Source organism: Bacteroidota bacterium (assembly GCA_020161395.1).
GTDB lineage: Bacteria > Bacteroidota > Ignavibacteria > Ignavibacteriales > Ignavibacteriaceae > UTCHB3.
Map to the genome: position 1 here is coordinate 274471 of JAIUOE010000001.1, position 17917 is coordinate 292387.

Annotated in this window: 6 protein-coding genes; all 6 read right to left on the bottom strand. The window is 39.8% G+C overall.

From position 1 onward, the window contains the following. Positions 1-6: 6 nt before the first annotated feature. The 6 genes from LCH52_01160 to LCH52_01185 all read right to left on the bottom strand — a co-directional run bounded on the left by LCH52_01160 (position 7) and on the right by LCH52_01185 (position 17880). Positions 7-3126 carry a hypothetical protein gene (locus LCH52_01160; protein MCA0387081.1) on the bottom strand — a complete coding sequence of 1040 codons (3120 nt, stop codon included), beginning with the start codon at positions 3124-3126 and terminating at the stop codon, positions 7-9. 16 nt (positions 3127-3142) lie between these two features. Beyond that, positions 3143-5860, bottom strand: coding sequence for a TonB-dependent receptor (locus LCH52_01165; GenBank protein MCA0387082.1), 2718 nt, complete (start codon positions 5858-5860; stop codon positions 3143-3145). Between the two features lie 75 nt (positions 5861-5935). Then, positions 5936-8422: a T9SS type A sorting domain-containing protein gene (locus LCH52_01170; protein MCA0387083.1), complete on the bottom strand. Its 2487-nt coding sequence runs from the start codon at positions 8420-8422 to the stop codon at positions 5936-5938. Between the two features lie 63 nt (positions 8423-8485). Continuing rightward, on the bottom strand, positions 8486-10114 hold the full coding sequence (locus LCH52_01175) for a sodium/solute symporter (GenBank protein MCA0387084.1): 1629 nt from the start codon (positions 10112-10114) through the stop codon (positions 8486-8488). A 609-nt stretch (positions 10115-10723) separates the two neighbouring features. Then, positions 10724-12061: a type I restriction-modification system subunit M N-terminal domain-containing protein gene (locus LCH52_01180; GenBank protein MCA0387085.1), complete on the bottom strand. Its 1338-nt coding sequence runs from the start codon at positions 12059-12061 to the stop codon at positions 10724-10726. Further along, entirely contained in the window at positions 12058-17880 is a 5823-nt protein-coding gene (locus LCH52_01185) for a DUF4433 domain-containing protein (GenBank protein MCA0387086.1), read from the bottom strand. The genes LCH52_01180 and LCH52_01185 overlap by 4 nt, the downstream gene beginning before the upstream one ends. Positions 17881-17917 lie beyond the last annotated feature (37 nt).

A 17917-nucleotide genomic window follows, 5' to 3' on the forward strand; every position in this document is an offset into this window, starting at 1 on the left:
GTCCGCTTATTTGATTAGAGCAAATTTGCCGATGTGTTCTCCGACATTCGGTGCATCAACATGATAAATGTAAACACCGTATGCAGCGTCCATACCGTCATCTGTAACAAGGTTCCAGGAAATGCTGCCATCAAGATAGGTCGAGTTTTTATAAAGAGTCTTTATAAGCTGACCTGTGATGGTGTAGATCCTGACCGTACATTCACTCGGAAGATTTACAAAATCGATCTTCCTGTCTCCTCTGCCGGTTGAATTGAGATTTCTTCTTTCCCATGAAGCAGCACCCAGATATGGATTTGGCACCACATCAATTTTACCAAGCTGTCCTTTGGCAAGACTGTTGTCTATACCGGCTGACTTGGTGGAGAAAAGGATTTTATCACCTTTCTTGAACGGTTTCTTTGTTGTGATCCGGTATTTGTCATTGGCAGCAGGGTAAACCAGCGGAGCATTTGGATCAGCAGGCACATCGTAGGAGAGGTTCCATGCAAATCTGATATTGGCAGGTACAGGTGAACCCTGGAATTCCAGAATCTGTATCTGATCTCCAATCGAAAGATCCTTCGAACCGTCATTGTCTTTTACGGCAACCTTGGAATACTTTTGTTCAGTGTTGTTCCAGACTTTCAAATTCAGAGGGAATTTTGTATAAAGCGGTGGTGACTGAATAAAACATGTATCCTGTGGTGTATCGTAGAAAGTGATTTCATAGTCAGCTGGCCATGCAATTCCTCTAACCGGGGTCGGATCAGGAGTTACCAGCATTGTAAGATTACTCTTTCCTGTTACCCAACCTGTCAGTGTATCTCTGAGTGAGACAACCGAATCATTCAATACGGAAATTGCAAGTCCGTCGAATGGAGGACCAATTCTCTCGGCTCCAAAATAGGAGGAATCGACTGTGAAAAGTGTATCAACAACTCCGTTGTAGGATTTTATGACTTTATAAGAAAGAGTCTTGTAAAGCGGATATGTTGTTGTCGAATTGAATTCAACATCGTATGACGCACCGTTCTTAACAGCCGAAGGATCGAGAACCGTTACATTCAGAGCACCTGAACCGATACCCTGACTGACATTCCTGATGTCTCCGGTGATGTTGGGAGGAAGATATCCGGCAGCCGGTGCATTAGGAACTATGACCGCACAATTGATATCCACAAATTGCAGATTACCGGCGAAATCTTCTGTAATGATTTTTGTGCACTCGGAGGGTTGCAATCCGGCTGTACCGAAATTCGGATCTCCCATGTCGTAGGAAACGAGAGCGTAATAGTATTTTTGTCCGTTGTTAACATCATTATCAATATAGGAATAGCGCAAACCTGAGTTGTCGCCTCTCCAGAAATGAGCTCCATTGATGCCAACGGGATCAGGACCTTTTATACTGTCTTTAAGGTCAAACTGTGCAATCGGTTTCCAGTATTTGGAAGAGCCTTTTGAATCAGTGATGACTTTAATGTCGTTAAATTCAGGTTCCTGACTTCTGTAAATGAGGTAACCTTCGAAATCCTTCTTGTATCCCTTTGTGGGATCGTTGTTCTGGAAACCAAGGAAAGGATCGCGGGACTCTTCAGCTATGTTGTCCCAGTAAAGAAATACTTTGCCATCACCCGGAACCGCAGTAAGCTTTGGTTTCAACGGAGGTTTCGAGAAGTTGTAGTTCGAGTTGTAAATCTGCTGTACTGTCTCTTTGTTGAACATGATGTCATTCAGGTCTTCGCCAAAAAGAAGAGCCATCGAGAATCTCTCTCTCAGACCCTGCTGAAGCGGGAAAGGACCGGAAGCAAAAACCATACTGATGTTTGCTCTCTGGAGCGAGGTGTCGAAGGTACCTGCCGACATCTTCAGCCACATCGATTCATCATCTTTTGGCCAGCCGCCGCCTGTTCCACCCTGACCAAGTCTGTAGAGTGAAACGGCAGTAAGACCTATCTGATCAGATTCGTCTTTGTCTGTTTTGTCGAAGTTTGGTTCGCCATCGGTAGGTATTCCGTCGCCTTCGCCTTCATCAGGTCCGGTATATTGTCTGTCATAAGGACCAACACCGTCTTTACCAACATCGTCGTTCAACGGTTCATTGTCAGCAGGATCCCATTTGCCGTTACCGTTAAGGTCGGTATATCTGACCCAGTCGCCGTCGTTATCGATATTGTCGTCTCTTTTTTCATCAGTAAGACCATCCTGGTCGTTATCGATATTGTCGTAGCCGTTTCCCGGGCTTTCGAGATAGGCATATCCGTAGTAACCCGTTTTCCAGTTGTCAGGAAGTCCAAGACCGTTGTTGTCATAGCAATATGCCATGTCAAGTTTCAGATCGAAAGAGGCGTTGTCATCTTCAGAGTCGTCTGTTCCGCCCACACCGCAGTCGGTATAGAAACCAAAGAGTGTTTTTGGATAGTTGTAATCTGAAATGTTCACAATGTCATAATGCCAGAAAATAATATCTTCTGCGAGTACATGTGACCACTGGAAGCCCCTCACTTCAACTCTTAAACCGAGACCGCCACGGTTAGTATCCACTGCAATCGGTTTAAAGAAGAAGGGATTTCTCATGAATTCCTTGTCCTTCGAATCATCCATGACGAAGAAGGTCTCGAAATCAGAGTTTAAAACTCCTCTTCCGAAATAACCGTACCAGTATCCGTCCCACTCGGGAGTAAGATTGAGAGCAGGAGGCCAGAATTTGGGCCACGAGTTCGGGTCGGTATTAATCGAAGGTTTCTTGGATGAGGAATTGTTGTAACCGGGCACGGGTTCAAATCCCCAGATTTCACCTGTTACAGGATCTTTATCCATCCATTCACGATAAGAAGTCTGGAGAGGATGCACTACCTGTCCGGTACCGGGGGCAGTTATTTCGGAAGAAATAAGCACGCTTACACCGTCGAGGTACGAGTGACCTGATCCCTTGGGCCATTCACCCGAAGGCTGATAGGGCCACTGACCAACTTCACCGTTGTTGTAGAAGAGAGTTCTTACCTGATTCCCGTCCATCACTCCTTCTCTTCTAAAGGAAATGTTGCCGTACTGATCGTTACGGTAGCGCTGGGTGGAAGGGGATACCTGTGCAAAAACCAGTTCGGTAAGGAGCACAAGGGAAATTATAAATATTTTCTTTAACATTCTGAAGCTCCGGGAATTAAAAATCGAAACCAATTCCAACTCTGATCTCTCTTGGTGTCGAGTACATCGAAGGATTGTTAATGTATTCTTCAATAGTGTTCAAACCGATCACATCGACAGCGTACTGAGTGTTCAGGTCCGCATTGGCTCTTCCGGTTGTTCCGTAAACACCAAACTCATTTTTGATGTCCAATGCGTTATAGATGGAGATATAAGTTCTTACATTGACGCCGAAAACATTGAATATCTTGTCTGCTCTTATATCAAGATTGAAATAAGTCGGTTTTATTCCACCATTTTCGAAGCGGACACCTTTTGAGATCTTTGGATCTTCTGTGTAAGGCATACCAGAACCATACTGGAATATTGCACCTACTGTCCAGTCACCCGGAACACCGACATTGACACTCAGGTTGAATGTATGTCTCTGATCCCAGCTAAGAGGAACAACCGTTTTCGATTCTTCAATCGGTGGATTAGTCTGATTCTTATTGTAAACAGCATAAGGATCAGAGGAATTACCTTCGGCAATCTGATAAGTGTAATCAAGTTTTGCGCTGAAGTAGTTTGAGAATCTCTTGTCGAGAACGAGTACGAGACCTCTTACATTTGCATAATCTCTGTTGATGAATCGTGCATATTTGAATCCTTCATAGGTATTCACGATTTCCATGCCGAGCCAGTTTCTGATGTCTCTGTAGTAAAGTGACATGTTCAAAGAAATATCCGCGAAAAGTGCCTGCTGAAGACCTATTTCATAGATGATATTCTTTTCAGCATTCAGGTCGGGATTTCCGACAACTGTATTCAGGCTGTTACCCGGTCTTACTATGAAGTCGGGGTTCTGGTAGAGATTTTCGAATGAAGGAATCTTGAAGAAATGTCCATAGGAGAATCTGATGATACCACGGTCGGTAATCGGGAAGGAAGCTCCGAGTCTCGGGCTTACCTGCCACTTTGCATCCGCATCAATCCACTGGTCTGCACCGGGGAATGAAGCGTTGCGGGTCGGATTCTGTTTGTTGACGGGCATTCTTGCATTTGATTTGAAGTAATCGAATCTGACACCTGCATTTATGATCATGATGTCATATTCCATTTTGTCCTGGATGTAAGCCGACACTTCAAGCGGTTTACGGGAGTATTCGATATTCGAACCCTGATCGGACATGGTACCTACAGCAGGATATCCCGGGGTAAAGATCACATTTCCGAGGGTGTCAATCTGACCGTCGGTCAGGTTTACGAGGTCGAGATTGTGACTGTAAATTTCATGTTGTCTTGCTTCAATTCCAAGCCCTATCTTGTGTTCTTTCGAGACCTGCGAGGAAAGGGAGTATTGAGCTACATAAGTTCTCGTGCTTCTGTCGTATCTTCCACCCTGGTTTCCACCCGAACGGAATGTGTAGCTTGAAAGGGCTATACCCTGTCTCGGGTTGACATATCTCGGATCGAAAGGATCTTCGTAAAGATAACCCTTAAACATGTAGTTGTTGACCGAGATTTTTAAAGAATGGTTTGTCGAGGATGAAAGATAATTTGTAATTTGGAAATTTTGTATCCAGTCATCTCCGTAATTCGTCATTACACCGTCAGGTGTCCATGAAAATCCGTGATCATATCCTTTGCTCTTCGTCTTGTCCCAAAATACAGAGTATGTGAAAGCTACAGTAGGGAGAGCGTATGTGAGTTTTGCATTCAACGAATATTTGGTATAGGGATTCATTGAGACATATTCACCGTCACCTGTATTTCGTGGAATCCAGAACGATTTATCGTTGGGTATAGGATAGAACGGAACATCATCAGTAACATTATAAACTCTTTTCCCGTAAAGATGTCCGATATTGTCGAAATACCTTCCTGTGACGAAGAAGTACAGATTCGGAACCGGTGTAATTGGACCGCTGAAGGTAAGTTGGAAGTTTTTCTGAGCGAGCCTGTCGATCTTGTCGAGATTTCTGAAAATATTGCTGTGTGTTGTAACAAAATTTCCGACATAGGCAGAGAAATCAGTCCGGAATTTATTCGATCCCCCCTCGGTAACAATATTGACGACACCGGAAAGAGCCTGACCATATTCTGCGTTAAATGTCCCTGTAATCACCTCCATCTGTCTGATGGATGCATTTTCCACTTCAATGTTGAACCCTCCGTTAAACGGGTCGGTAACCGAAACACCGTCAATAAGGTAGGCAACATCGTTAGATCTTCCACCTCTGAAGTGACCGTCTATGACGCCTGCCTGCAGATTTACTATCTGGCTGACATTTTCCACGGGCATCATTTTAATATCATCGGAAGAAATCGTTACCGAAGTGGAGGTAAGATCCTTCTGAACAAGCGGTCTGTCTGAAGTGATAACCACTTCCTTGTCAAGAGTGATGCCTGCATTTTTCAACTTTACATCGATATTTGTTGTAAGGTCGATTTTTACAAGCACTTTCTCCATAATGGTTTTTTGATAACCAACCGCAGTAAAAATCACCCGGTAGGTTCCCGGTGGGACATTATTGATGGCGTAGTATCCGTTTGCGTCTGCGACACCACCGAGGAATGTACCCTCGAGAACAGCCGTTGCACCAATAATTGGCTCGCCTGTTTTCTCGTCCATCACTCTGCCGGATATCTTGCCCGTCACTCCGCCGTAAGCGATACCGGAACCAATAATGCAGAGCAACAAGAACACTGCTGCATAAATATTATTATAAAAATGGTTTGTTTTTTGTCTCATCGGAATATCCAATAGTTATCTGATCAAAACGATGAGTGCAGAAGCACGGGGCTTCTGCACTCACGGGGAGAAATGCTACTTTACAAGCATCATCTTATTTATTTTCGTGAACGATCCGCTTTCAAGTTTGTAGAAATAAATTCCGCTTGAAAGGAGGGAAGCATCAAACTTAACCGAATAAACACCGGCTGCCTGATCCTGATTTACAAGACTTGCAACTTCTTTTCCAAGAAGATCGTAAACTTTAAGGGTTACGAGACCCGGTTTTTCAATCGCATACTTGATTGTGGTGCTTGGATTGAAAGGATTGGGATAGTTCTGAGCAAGAATGTAGCTGTCAGCAGTCAGTTCAAGATCGTTGATGTCTGTTGGCTCCCAAAGGTTGCCTATCCAGGTGTATATCCATCTTGAAACATCCTGATACGATTTGTCTTCATTGTATGGAGAGTAGGTCATGATACCTTCTCTTGTGTTGGTTGCATCTGCATCGTTCAAAGCGAAATCGATGGGAAGTCTGTAACCTTCTTTTGGTACAAATGTAAGGTCATTTCCGTGGAGAGCGAGATCAGCAAGGCTGATACGGCATTCAACAATGTAACCTGAAGGGAATTTCTCTTCCCAATAGTAGTTTGCACCTTTTCCAATAAGACTGTCTGTACCGGCTGATCCGTCGATAATTACACGGTTCCATGCGAATCTGAAATGATAATCAGGCTGTGCACCTCTCTGGTAGGAAGTGTGCGGCATTCCGCGCCAGTTGTAGAGACCAATATAAAGATCAGGGCAGTCATTCAGGTATGATGAACCTTGTGCGTTTGGAACAACGATATCATCATCGACATCAAATGCGATGTACATATACTGGTTGTCCATTGCAAGATAAGCTTTTGCTGAACAGTCAGCATCACCACTGATTGTAGTGTTGGTTACAAGGTGACCTGTACCGTCAGAAAGGAACATTCTGAATGGATTGATTTGCTGCCATTCAGCGAGGTTACCATCGGCAACGAAGTTCGCAGGAGCATTGAGTGAAATTGTTGGTCTTCCTTTTGCTGTATTGGTAACGGCTGAGGAGTTCTGGCTTACAACACTCTTGTTGCCTGCAAAGTCTTTACATGTTACTGCATAGTAGTATGTAACTGACTGATTTGTGTTCGGAGCGAGAAGGATGTGCTCGAAAAGCTGAGCATTCTCTGCAACACCGAGTTTCACAGCTTCAACACCGGCTGCTGTAAGATCGGTAATCGGATTCTTTGAATAATAAACATCGTAAGTTTCGCCTGTTTCACCGGGAACATCAAGCCAGGTTACGACATTCTGAAATGTTCCTGCAAAAGCTGCAACACCCTGTGGTGCGCTTGGAGCAATAACATCAAATTTAGGATTGCCTGTCCACCAGTCTGTCATCCAGATTACTCTGCCTGCAGTACCGGAAGCTTCAGCCATGATCTGAACAACATTCACCTGTGTTGAATCGAAAAATGTTGTGTTATCCTGGAAAGCCATCTCTCTTAACGGGAAGGAATAGCTGTGCCACTGATCATCACCAACAGGTGTGAAAACGGTACCTTTTTTGCCGCCGCCACCTTCAAGCTGTACTCTGAGTGGACCGGTTCCGGCAGGACATTTCAGTTTTATCTTCATACTGTCAACCATCCATGAACTTCCGAGGTTGAAGACAGGGCTTACATTAAATCCTGTACCTGTCCAGCCATTACCCCATTCATTTCCCTGGGTCCATTTTGCAGCGTTGCTGTTTGGCACAGGACCTGCACCGGTAATTACTTCAAGATTCGACTGTCCCCAGTTGAAACCAGCAAGATTTCCCATGAACTGTAAACCGTTAAAGAAAACTGCAGGAACTGATCTGTTACCAAATCTTCTGAAACCGTCAAATCTTACTGTAAGTGAATCTGCAGGAAGGTTGGTTCCGGGTGTGTAACCTGAGGTGATTGCACCAATGTTGAATCCAACGATATGATCCCAGTCAAGTTCCTGGTTATTCCAGAAATTGTTTGGTCCACCGCCCCATCCTGAAGGGAAAATAACGAAACCGGAATCTGATGGAGTCTGGCTTCCGTCTGTGCAGAGGAGTTTAATAGGTATTTTCAACTCAACCCAGTCGCTCTGAGCATCGAGAATGGTGGTATGTTCATATACCCATTCTTCGAGTGTGGCACCATCATTAGGCCTGTCTGCAATGTGAATTCTGAATACCATGTTTACCGGGATTGTTGGAGGTGTAACCACCTTTATCCACAATGCCAGTGAATCGGTAGCTGACCAGTCATAATACTGACCGACAGGAAGTCTTTTAATCAACTGTCCGTAGCTGCCCCATTCGTGCACAGCACCGATCACAAACTTGATCTCTCCCGCTGCTGCACCTTCTTTTTTGTCGGCAGTGTTGACAGTGTAGTCCATACGACTTGTGTTTCCTTCGATGGAAAACTGATAGGTCGTATCCTCTCTAAGATTATTATCAAAACTTTCGATTATCTGCGGAATTGCAGAGGTCGAGAGTCCGATAACAAAAAGAATTGATAGTACGATTCTTTTCATGTGTTTTACCTCAATAATGTGGTTTTTGGTTAATGAAATTTTGGTTTTCTTAAAATCTTTTCTCTATGACCAGATACTCCACAATCCGAGTATCATTATCAACACGATTGCAGACAGTACAAAACTGGGACTTAGGGTATGTGTCTTTATAATATTTGAAAAACCCGCCGCCATTTCCCTGCCGCTTTCCCGGAATGAATTCTTAAACTGAACTGCAAAAGGGTTTGTGTCTTTGCTCTTGCCTGTATTCAGACCCAGAATCATCGCCACACTGATAATGAAGAGAAAGAGAGAGAAATGGAGAAAATTTATCGCCAGCACAGCTTCAAAAAATGGATGAAGTGCGACTCCGTTCGTTTGGAGCAACTCGAGCACCAGTCGGCTCAGACCAAGAGACTCTGTTACTGCAAGGGTGATAATCGCTGTACGGGAATTCATCTTCCCGGAAAACAGTCCAAAGAGAAATACCGCAGTAATCGGAGGACTCACAAACGACTGCACACTCTGTAAAAAGAGGTACAATTGTGAGCTGACAATCTTTACCAAAGGAACGATAAGGATGGCAGCTATTACTGCTGTTGTGGTGGCAAGTCTGCCCACGAGCACAAGCTTCCTCTCATTTGTCTCGGGATATTTCAACCTGTAGTAATCGTTGGTAAAGAGGATTGCAATACTGTTGAAAGCTCCGGAGAGTGAAGACATGATTGCAGCCAAAAGCCCTGCAATCACCAGCCCCTTAAGTCCAACGGGGAGTATGTTTCCGTTGATTAAGGCTGAGTAGGCACCGTCACCTCTCGACTCGGGATATAAAATTGCGGCGAAAAGACCTGGGAGCACTAAAATAAAAATGGGGAGTAATTTGAAAGTTGCAGCGAGGAGAGAACCTTTTCTTGCGTCTTCGACAGATCTTGCGCTGAGCATTCTCTGTACCATGTACTGATCGGTACACCAGTACCAGAATGCTATAACGGGAGCCCCGAAAACAATGCCTGTCCAGGGATAATCGTTATCTGTGGCAGGTTTAAACATTGTAAAAAAATCGGCGGGAAGTTTTGAATATAATCCATCTATCCCGCCAACTGCTATGAAACCAAGTATTGAGAGGATTACCGCACCCGTAATGAAGATTATTCCCTGAAATGTCTGTGTTTTTATTACTGCGTGTGCACCGCCGATTACAGTATAGAGCCCTGTAATAAGAACAATCAGGATGGAGGATGCGTAAATATTGAGACCAAAAATATTGTAGAAAAGAATTCCTGCCGCAAAAAGGGAAACAAGAATCTTTGTGAGGATGTAAATTACAATCGAGAAGGCTGCAAACAGCTTCCTCATTCGTACATCGAAGTTTAACCCCAGGAATTCCGGAACTGTAAACACCCCTGATTTGAAATAGACGGGAGCCAGAAACCAGCCGGCAAAAAGCAGGGTGAAAATTGCCATCAATTCAAACTGCCCCACTGCAAGTCCCCTGAGCGATCCTGCACCGGCAAGACCAATGAAATGCTCACTCGAAATATTGGTGGCAAATATCGACAGACCTATCGCGATCCAGCCGGTATTCCGTCCCGCAAGGAAGTAACCGCTGTAGCTTTCGTCATTCTTCTTCGAATAATAGAATCCGATACTTAATACCACGATCAAGTATAGAACTATTACAAAAGCATCTAAATAGGTAAATGTGTTGGGCATATGTTAAATTGTTTGTACATGTTTGATGATGCACAAATCGTGCCAACACTAATTTGCCTGATAACAAAGGAATAATTATCAAAAGTGAGAATTCATTCCTGTCGGAAAGTGATCACTATTATTATTTTAATAAAGATATTTTATCAAAATGATAAGAAAAACCCTGATAGGAATCTTTATATACCACAGATTAGCAGGACGAAAGGGACGCGGATACACGCAGATTAAACGGAATTACGCAGAGGAGCAATATTATCAATCTCAATCCATCAGGATGCCATGTTTGTAAAAAAATTGAATCCCCCCTCTCTCAAAAAATCCGTCCGGGCGGATGTCATGTTCGTAGAAATATGATCAATCATCCCACAGCCTTTTTCCCGGCAAGGAATTGATAGCTGTAGCAAATCTTAAAACTCCAAACACCCTGATATCCCGCTCACGGGATTAAATATTCGTAGCCTAAATGTCCATCCCCAATCACTCCTACCCTGCGCTCAGGATTACATATTAGTGGCTGATCATTTGAAACTTAACTTATTATGGAATATATTAGTACGATTAATAATTTAATACGAATGATCCACAAGTGGGGACCTATACAGTAACAAATTATTGTGGTTTAGCAAGCCTTAATAAAAGTCCAAAAATCTGTAGTGAGGTATAAAACGGACTTCCCTTTTTATCTAAGTTATCAGCGAGGTCCTTGATGAGGTATTCAAATGCTGCACCTAAAAGATCATGATATAAAATGTCCTCTCTCGAAAGTCGATACTTGTTAAAATGTGCTATCAAATCAATAAGTTTCTTATCAGGGATTTTACGAGAATTACCTCTTTTGGCATTGAAGTCAATGCCGAGCAACACTCCCCCCCACTCAGAATTAGCATTTTCAAGTGCTGATAAAGCAATATTTAATTTGATTGCAATGTCAACTTTTTGTCCCATAATGGTATTCCAACGGGATTCATTTGGAACAAAGAAATGACCACTATACTGAAAAGGATACTCTTTCTGTCCATCAATAGCTTTCTCACTTAAACCTAAGTGAACATCTTTCTCAAAATAGGTGTTTTTTTCACTTTCAAATTGATCGGATAACCATTTTAGAACCAGCATCCCCAAAATGTATTGCTTATATTCGGATGAATCCATTTTCCCGCGAATAATATTCGCCGCATTCAACAAGTGATTTTCCAATTGCAATAATGTCAATTTGTCTCGATTTACGACTTTTTTATGATTTTTGGCCACTTTAAGTGCACCTGGCTTTTTTGGTAGGTCATTCCCATTTGCCAAAACGAAGCTGAATAACTTTTCTAGAGTTCTAATTGCGAGACCATCAATTTTTGATAATTGAGTAATTGTATTCACTTTTGGGTTTGAAAGTGCCAAGAGAAGTTTATCAACATAAGATCTACTTAAATGTGTTTTCTCAATTATTTGGTTTATACTCAACTGGGATAAATAAACTTTCAGTTTTTCAAAGAGTTCATCACTTGCTTTACTATCATATCGATAAATTTCTATTGGTATTACACACTTGGTTAAATACCTCTGCATAATTTCCAAAGAAACTTCAATTGGTATTTTCCCGTTTCTGGATCCAAGAATTGGAAATGCAATTGAAGTAATGCCTTTATCCTGATAAGAAGCAACAAATTTGGATAATCCTTTTTCCAGATACTCAATTTTTGAATCACCTTTCCAATCTTCCTTGGTCGGAAAATTTAATATCCAACGATCAGTTGATTTATAAAGCCATAACATGCCAACCTTAAGCTGCTTGTTTTTGCACAATTCAACATATTTAGAAAACATGTCAGGATATCTTAGTCGACACTCAAGGGCAATACCTGCTCCCATAACTCCCACGGTATTCACAGTGTTAACTATGGTTTGTGCGTTTGAGGTAAAAAGATTCCCTTTGATTATTTTAATATTACTCATTCAAAAATTGCTCGTTTTAATTTTATGTACATCATTTCATATTTGCTCGAAAAAATCAATCGTGATTCTTCAGAATGTCGGACTTTACTGCCACCGAAATATTGAAAAACATGCTCTAGATAGCTTATTCCTCCTGCATCTTCGGTATAACTACCTGCATCTACCTGATAATAGATCGTAAGTTTTTCAAAATATTCAGCTAAATCCAGGCTGAACTTATCTCTTGTTTCTAATATTACACTTTTTGCTGTATCCAAAGAATATTTACCTTGAAAATATTTTCCAAGGGGATCATCTTTAATCAGTGCTAAAAAGATAGAGTACTCCGAATCGCTAATTGGGAGTTTAGATCGAACTTCTGAAAGTAGCATCTTTGAGTGCTTATATTGATCCTCTTTATTACCTGCGATATGTGCAGGAGCCTTACCGATATCATGAAGTACTAAAAACAGGCTAAATGTCTCTCTTTCCATCGCCCCAACAATTCTAAGATTCCCAAAGTACTTTTCAAATTCGTGAAGAACTAACTCAGTATGTTGTTGGAGGGTATAGTGCCTGATGTTAGTATTGTAGTATCCCGGGAAACGGACATCAATTCCTAAGACCAGAGCAATTAGATTTTTAGTATCTGTTGAACTAGTTGAAAGAGAATCACCACCAGTGATTTGCTCTCCCCGTGCAAATACTAACCATTGCTGCTGATTGTTTAGTCCTTGGTAAAATATTTTGAGTGTGGCATTAGTTGGAGATGTAATTCTAACACGCTTGTCTGTTTCAATATAATGTGTAATTGAGCTATTTTTGACCAATATTTTGGTTTCTGCAAGCAATGTTCCTGAACTTACCTTCTCTGGAATGGCAATGGTAATTTTATCTTCCATCGTATTTATAAATACCTTCGGATTCTCTAGGTAGTAATAAGAACTATCAACTTTTATTTTATTAAAATCTACAACAAAATCCCCAATTAAAGCTAACAACGACATTTTACTGTGCTCATCAGGGCAAATAATATCATAATCTTCAATCAAAGAAAAATCCAACTCTCCTTCGATTACGAATTCCTGCTGAGATGCGTTTAGAAATTCGTATAAATCACAATCATTAATATTCGAATACAGGTTCTTAAAGTTAAACTGCTTGAGGAATTCATAAGTGTTACCGAATTGCGTAGTAGGGTAATGTCTAAGATTACCGTTACTTACATAACAAATATTCTGATGGGTTTTTAGTACTTGCTCCATTTTAAACCGGAAGAAGATCGGAACCGGACATTGTGGCAGATCTCCTAACTTAGTAGTTTTACCCAAATGTTCATTATAATATTGTGTAGGGGTTTTGGGTCTAAAATAGAAACGGGCAAAATCCTTAATGCGATTTTGAGTGGCTTGTATAAAAGAAGAACCTGCGGAATCTAGAAAATCTGCGGAATTTCTGGATTTGATTTTACTCATTTTGATAATTTTTATAGCATTTTCCAAATGAGTAAAATGATAAATGTATCCTTTCCAAGGTGAAGTCTGTGCGTTGATAAGTTCTAACAGCTTTTCATCGAATGTCTTATTTTCTCCAGTTATAAAGTATGTATTGTTCACTTTAATGATGTCTTCAACAGAAAAATCAACTAAGTTGTCAAATTCCTTGTCATACAATTTTTTGATCTCTTCAGGTTCATTTTCCTTAAATTTGGCAAGTAAATCTAAATGCTCTTGAGTAAATCCCCCCTCTCCTATGATACCTTTCAGTAGGTCTTCAACTGTCCGTTCAGTTTGTGGTACAAAGAATATCTCGCGAGTTTCACCAATTATTTTTATCGTGCTTTCTTCTCGTGCAAATATTCGTTGATCGCCAAAAGAATAATGATTGGTAATATTTTTTCGAGAGTGGCTGTTGCATTCGTAAATAGTGAAAAAGGGTGCTGTTTCTTTTTTCCATATTTTATAGTAGTCTTTATCATATTCTTTATTTTCAGTGGGTATCTCAAAAGTAATCTGATATTCAATTCCGTGTGAGCCAAGGAAGTGACTGTAATTCTCTGGTATTACCCGGAAATCACACAACAATTCATTTCGATTCTTAATAATCTGATGAATTGGCTTTAGGTTAGTGAGTATATCTTCTGATTCATCTGGATTAATGTGCCAAATTTTATGGTCTTTAAAGGATTCCTTAATTTCGTAATGTATTTTACCCGACTCATCTACATCATTAATAAAAATGCAAGGTACATTTTCTTGTGGTTCGCATACCTGATAAATCATTCTTAGACACTCAAGATTGGAGGTACCTGAGTAAAAGTCAATTTTCCTTGTCAAGGCATATAACATACTTCTTCCCAGATAACCTTTTTTCAACTCTCGTAATCCAGCTACAATATCATTAGAAATATGTGGATCTCCAAACAACAGCATCTTCCTTAAAGAGACTAAATCAGATGAATCCATATTCACACCTAGAACTTCAAGGTACCTAAGTTTCTGTTTTTTGTCACCATCGTTGAGCCAAGAGAGTACCCAATCGGGAAGAATCTCTATCTCTATCGCATAATCAGAGGGAAAAACAGTTTTTTCGGGTTCAAAGCCTAAAAAATCCATCTTCACAGCATTAAGATATTTAATTTTCTCAGTCGAATTCACATTATGTGTGGTCTCTTCGAAAGTTATCTTTTCTGTGCTATCAGCTCTGCTACTAAACTCTTCAAATAATGCTTGAAACAAATCTTGTTGAGCTAACGAATCATTTTTTAAGTCTTTCTTTACCGGGAAGCATTTATACTCGCCATTTTCCAAGATTGGCTTCATTACTACGGGAAATGATGCACTTGTAAAAACAGGCTTTTGGTAATCAATTTTTAGGAGAGCATTTATTTCCGTATAAGATTCATCTAAAATATAGTTGGGATCAATAAATGAATGAAAATTGGAGAAATATTTCCCCTTCTTGTTGAAGTTTGTCTTAACACCTAAATAATTGATAAATGAATATTTTGATACATCAATCGTAGAATCGCGATTTGTACTTAAATATAAAATTAAAAAAGCTAATTGATGTGGATCATTGAGATCTAAGCCCATTTCTCCAATTATCTCTTCTTTTGGCTTTTCTACACCAACTTTAAACAATTCTGAGAGCAATATTTTTTCTTGAAGGTCGGGGAAAGATTTTACAATATCTTCGACAATTTCAGCTGACCCAGAATACTCCGGAAGGATCCTCGAAAGAATTAACTCATATTCTGTTGTATTTTCTTCTCCGAAATTGAAAAACACTCTGTTATGACAAGAAATGTTCTTAAGTGCTATCGTAGTACCATCTTTCATCCTGATAATAATTTTCTCTTTGATATTGTACACTCCCAAGGAGATGGCTAATTCTAATATCTTGTGCTCATAAGAATTCTGATCATAGGTGGTTTCACACTGGATGAAGTATTTATCAACCATTTTAAGATACCGTTTTTGAATATCTTTACTATCCGCCTCCAAAATAACATCTAATAACGATGCATGCTCAATTGGTTCATTTAATATAGCTTCATACAAGCTATTACCATTAAGTAAGTCTGTTTTATTCGTAATAAATTCTTCAAATTCAGCTATTAAAGGTACATATTTGTTTAAGTGTTTATCTTTTACAAGATTTTTCAGAAAAGGCAACTTGTCTGAGATAAATATTTGGAGACAATTATTTGTTTTGGCTTTAACCTTATACAGTCCATTTTCTTCGGACAGCACCAGTTTTGTAAATATGGGAGCGGAGATGTTATTAAAGTATTCCAACAAAATTCTCACCTCGGCTTGTGTTAAACTTTCTGTTGCACCATTGATTCTTGAAGTGAGGGTATTAAGGAACTCGTTCGTATCTTTAAGGTGAGGGAATAAATCACCCAAAAATGAATGTATATTCCTGATCTTTGATGTATCTATTATACAAGTGAGATACCCTAATTTCTTAAACACCTCATTAACATGAATGTATTTTTCAGTCAGGGGCAACAGTTTCTGATTCGTTTGTATATCAACAACCGAGTATAGATGTCCATCCGAAAATAATAAAAATTTGATATTAGATAAATTTCTGAATAATGATGTGGTTGATCGATTTGAATCGAATTTATTTATTTGTTTATCATTTAATTCGTCGCAAAATACTTGCAACTGCTCTTTATGATTGAGAAGCCAATCATTAACTTGTGTAATATCGTCTGTCACTGATAAAAGATCTGATAGCCCGGCATTTGATACACCCAATTTTTTTAGATCCCTCGCTTGACTAACTAATTCAAGATCCTCGAAAAAGAACCATTCAAAACTTGTCACTCCAAAATCGGAGGGATTAATATTTAACTTTGTGATTTTAACTCTTATTTTATCTTTTGAGAAATAGAAGCCATTCGATGATGGGATATTGCTTTTGCAATAAGATAATAGTGGAGTGTATAAGAGATCGACGGCCCATTTTTTATTTTCAGATTCAACTTTATCAGATTGAATTATGGCACAAAAAATCTTATTATACTCCTGTTTGTCATTAGATTTTAAAGTCTCAAGATAGTTAACCAGCTTTTCACAAAAGATTCTAAGTATCTTCCTGTTACGAGGACTATCTGAATCAAGTCCAGTTCGGGAGCTCTGATTATGAAATACATTACAGTGAACAACAAAGTTTAACTGAAGGTGTTCTTCATTCATCGGAAAATATAGATACAAGTTAGGCTCAGATTTCAAAGAAACATCTTTCACATCAGTAGAATATTGAAGCATTAGCTCGATTAACTCAGGTTTATCAGCTTCATTCGCATCTGCCAATACAGTTTCGTATTCAGCTTCTACGCTTGTAATCTGAAAGACTTTTGTGTTGTATTTTGAAGTTGATTGTACAATATCGAGCGAATGAAGATATATCTTCTCTAAAATTTTGTGACCAGTTTGAGAAGCATTTAGGAAATTCAATGAACTTAAAATTGTTGATGTGGCAATATCATTGAGAATACTTTTTGTTTTCTTTGGCCCCAATTTAAGAAAGACTATCGTGCCTTCTTCCAACTTGGAATTATCGAATTTATTGGATTCAAAAATATATGTGTTGGTTAGACGGGAGAGTTGAATGAGCTCTTCTTCTGAAAATATTCGCTCTCTCATTTTGTACTCTAAATCCCTGAATTCTTCCTGATATCCAAGAGGGAAGTTTGTTAATAGTATCTTGAAAAGCCAAGGATTATTATCTGTCTCAATATATTCTTTGCCTGGGTCGCTTTTCGTGAAATTGGGAGTAGATATTGAAACATTTAAGTTGTCATGAAAAGATGCAAGTTCTTTGAGATCATCGAGTTTATTCCAGGAAAAAACAACCGGTCCAGAGTAATTATTTAATTCCTTTTGTCCATCTGACTCCCCTAGCAATCTATGAACAATTTTAAATCCAATTCCAAACTTGCCGACATTACTCTTGGACTCCTTGGTTGATTGTCCAATGTTGAGTATTGATCTAATGCCTTCAAAAGAAAATTTCTTGCCATTATTAAAAACAAACAGGTAATCTTCATTAAAAAGAAATGCGAATATTTGCGCCTCTGCATCATAGGCATTTTGTAGGAATTCATAAACAGCTTGGCTATCGGGCGCTAGATCCAAAAAAGGTTTGATAAACTTATTTATATCCTCTTTGTCGCCATGAAACAATTCAAAGAAACCGAAAATTTTTTCACCTGACTGCTCAGTGGAGTGCCCGACAAAATGTTCATCGCGATTATCTCCCTGAATTTGTTTAATCTTTTCTTTATAAAATGATCTAAAATCTTTTATCGATTTAACATGCATTACTTATTCTCCCATTTGATAATTGAGTCAATATGTA

Bases quoted from the DNA above. Each gene is read 5' to 3' on its own strand.
- LCH52_01165 (MCA0387082.1), bottom strand. From the start codon at position 5,860: ATGAGACAAAAAACAAACCATTTTTATAATAATATTTATGCAGCAGTG.
- LCH52_01180 (MCA0387085.1), bottom strand. From the start codon at position 12,061: ATGAGTAATATTAAAATAATCAAAGGGAATCTTTTTACCTCAAACGCA.
- LCH52_01170 (MCA0387083.1), bottom strand. From the start codon at position 8,422: ATGAAAAGAATCGTACTATCAATTCTTTTTGTTATCGGACTCTCGACC.
- LCH52_01175 (MCA0387084.1), bottom strand. From the start codon at position 10,114: ATGCCCAACACATTTACCTATTTAGATGCTTTTGTAATAGTTCTATAC.
- LCH52_01185 (MCA0387086.1), bottom strand. From the start codon at position 17,880: ATGCATGTTAAATCGATAAAAGATTTTAGATCATTTTATAAAGAAAAG.
- LCH52_01160 (MCA0387081.1), bottom strand. From the start codon at position 3,126: ATGTTAAAGAAAATATTTATAATTTCCCTTGTGCTCCTTACCGAACTG.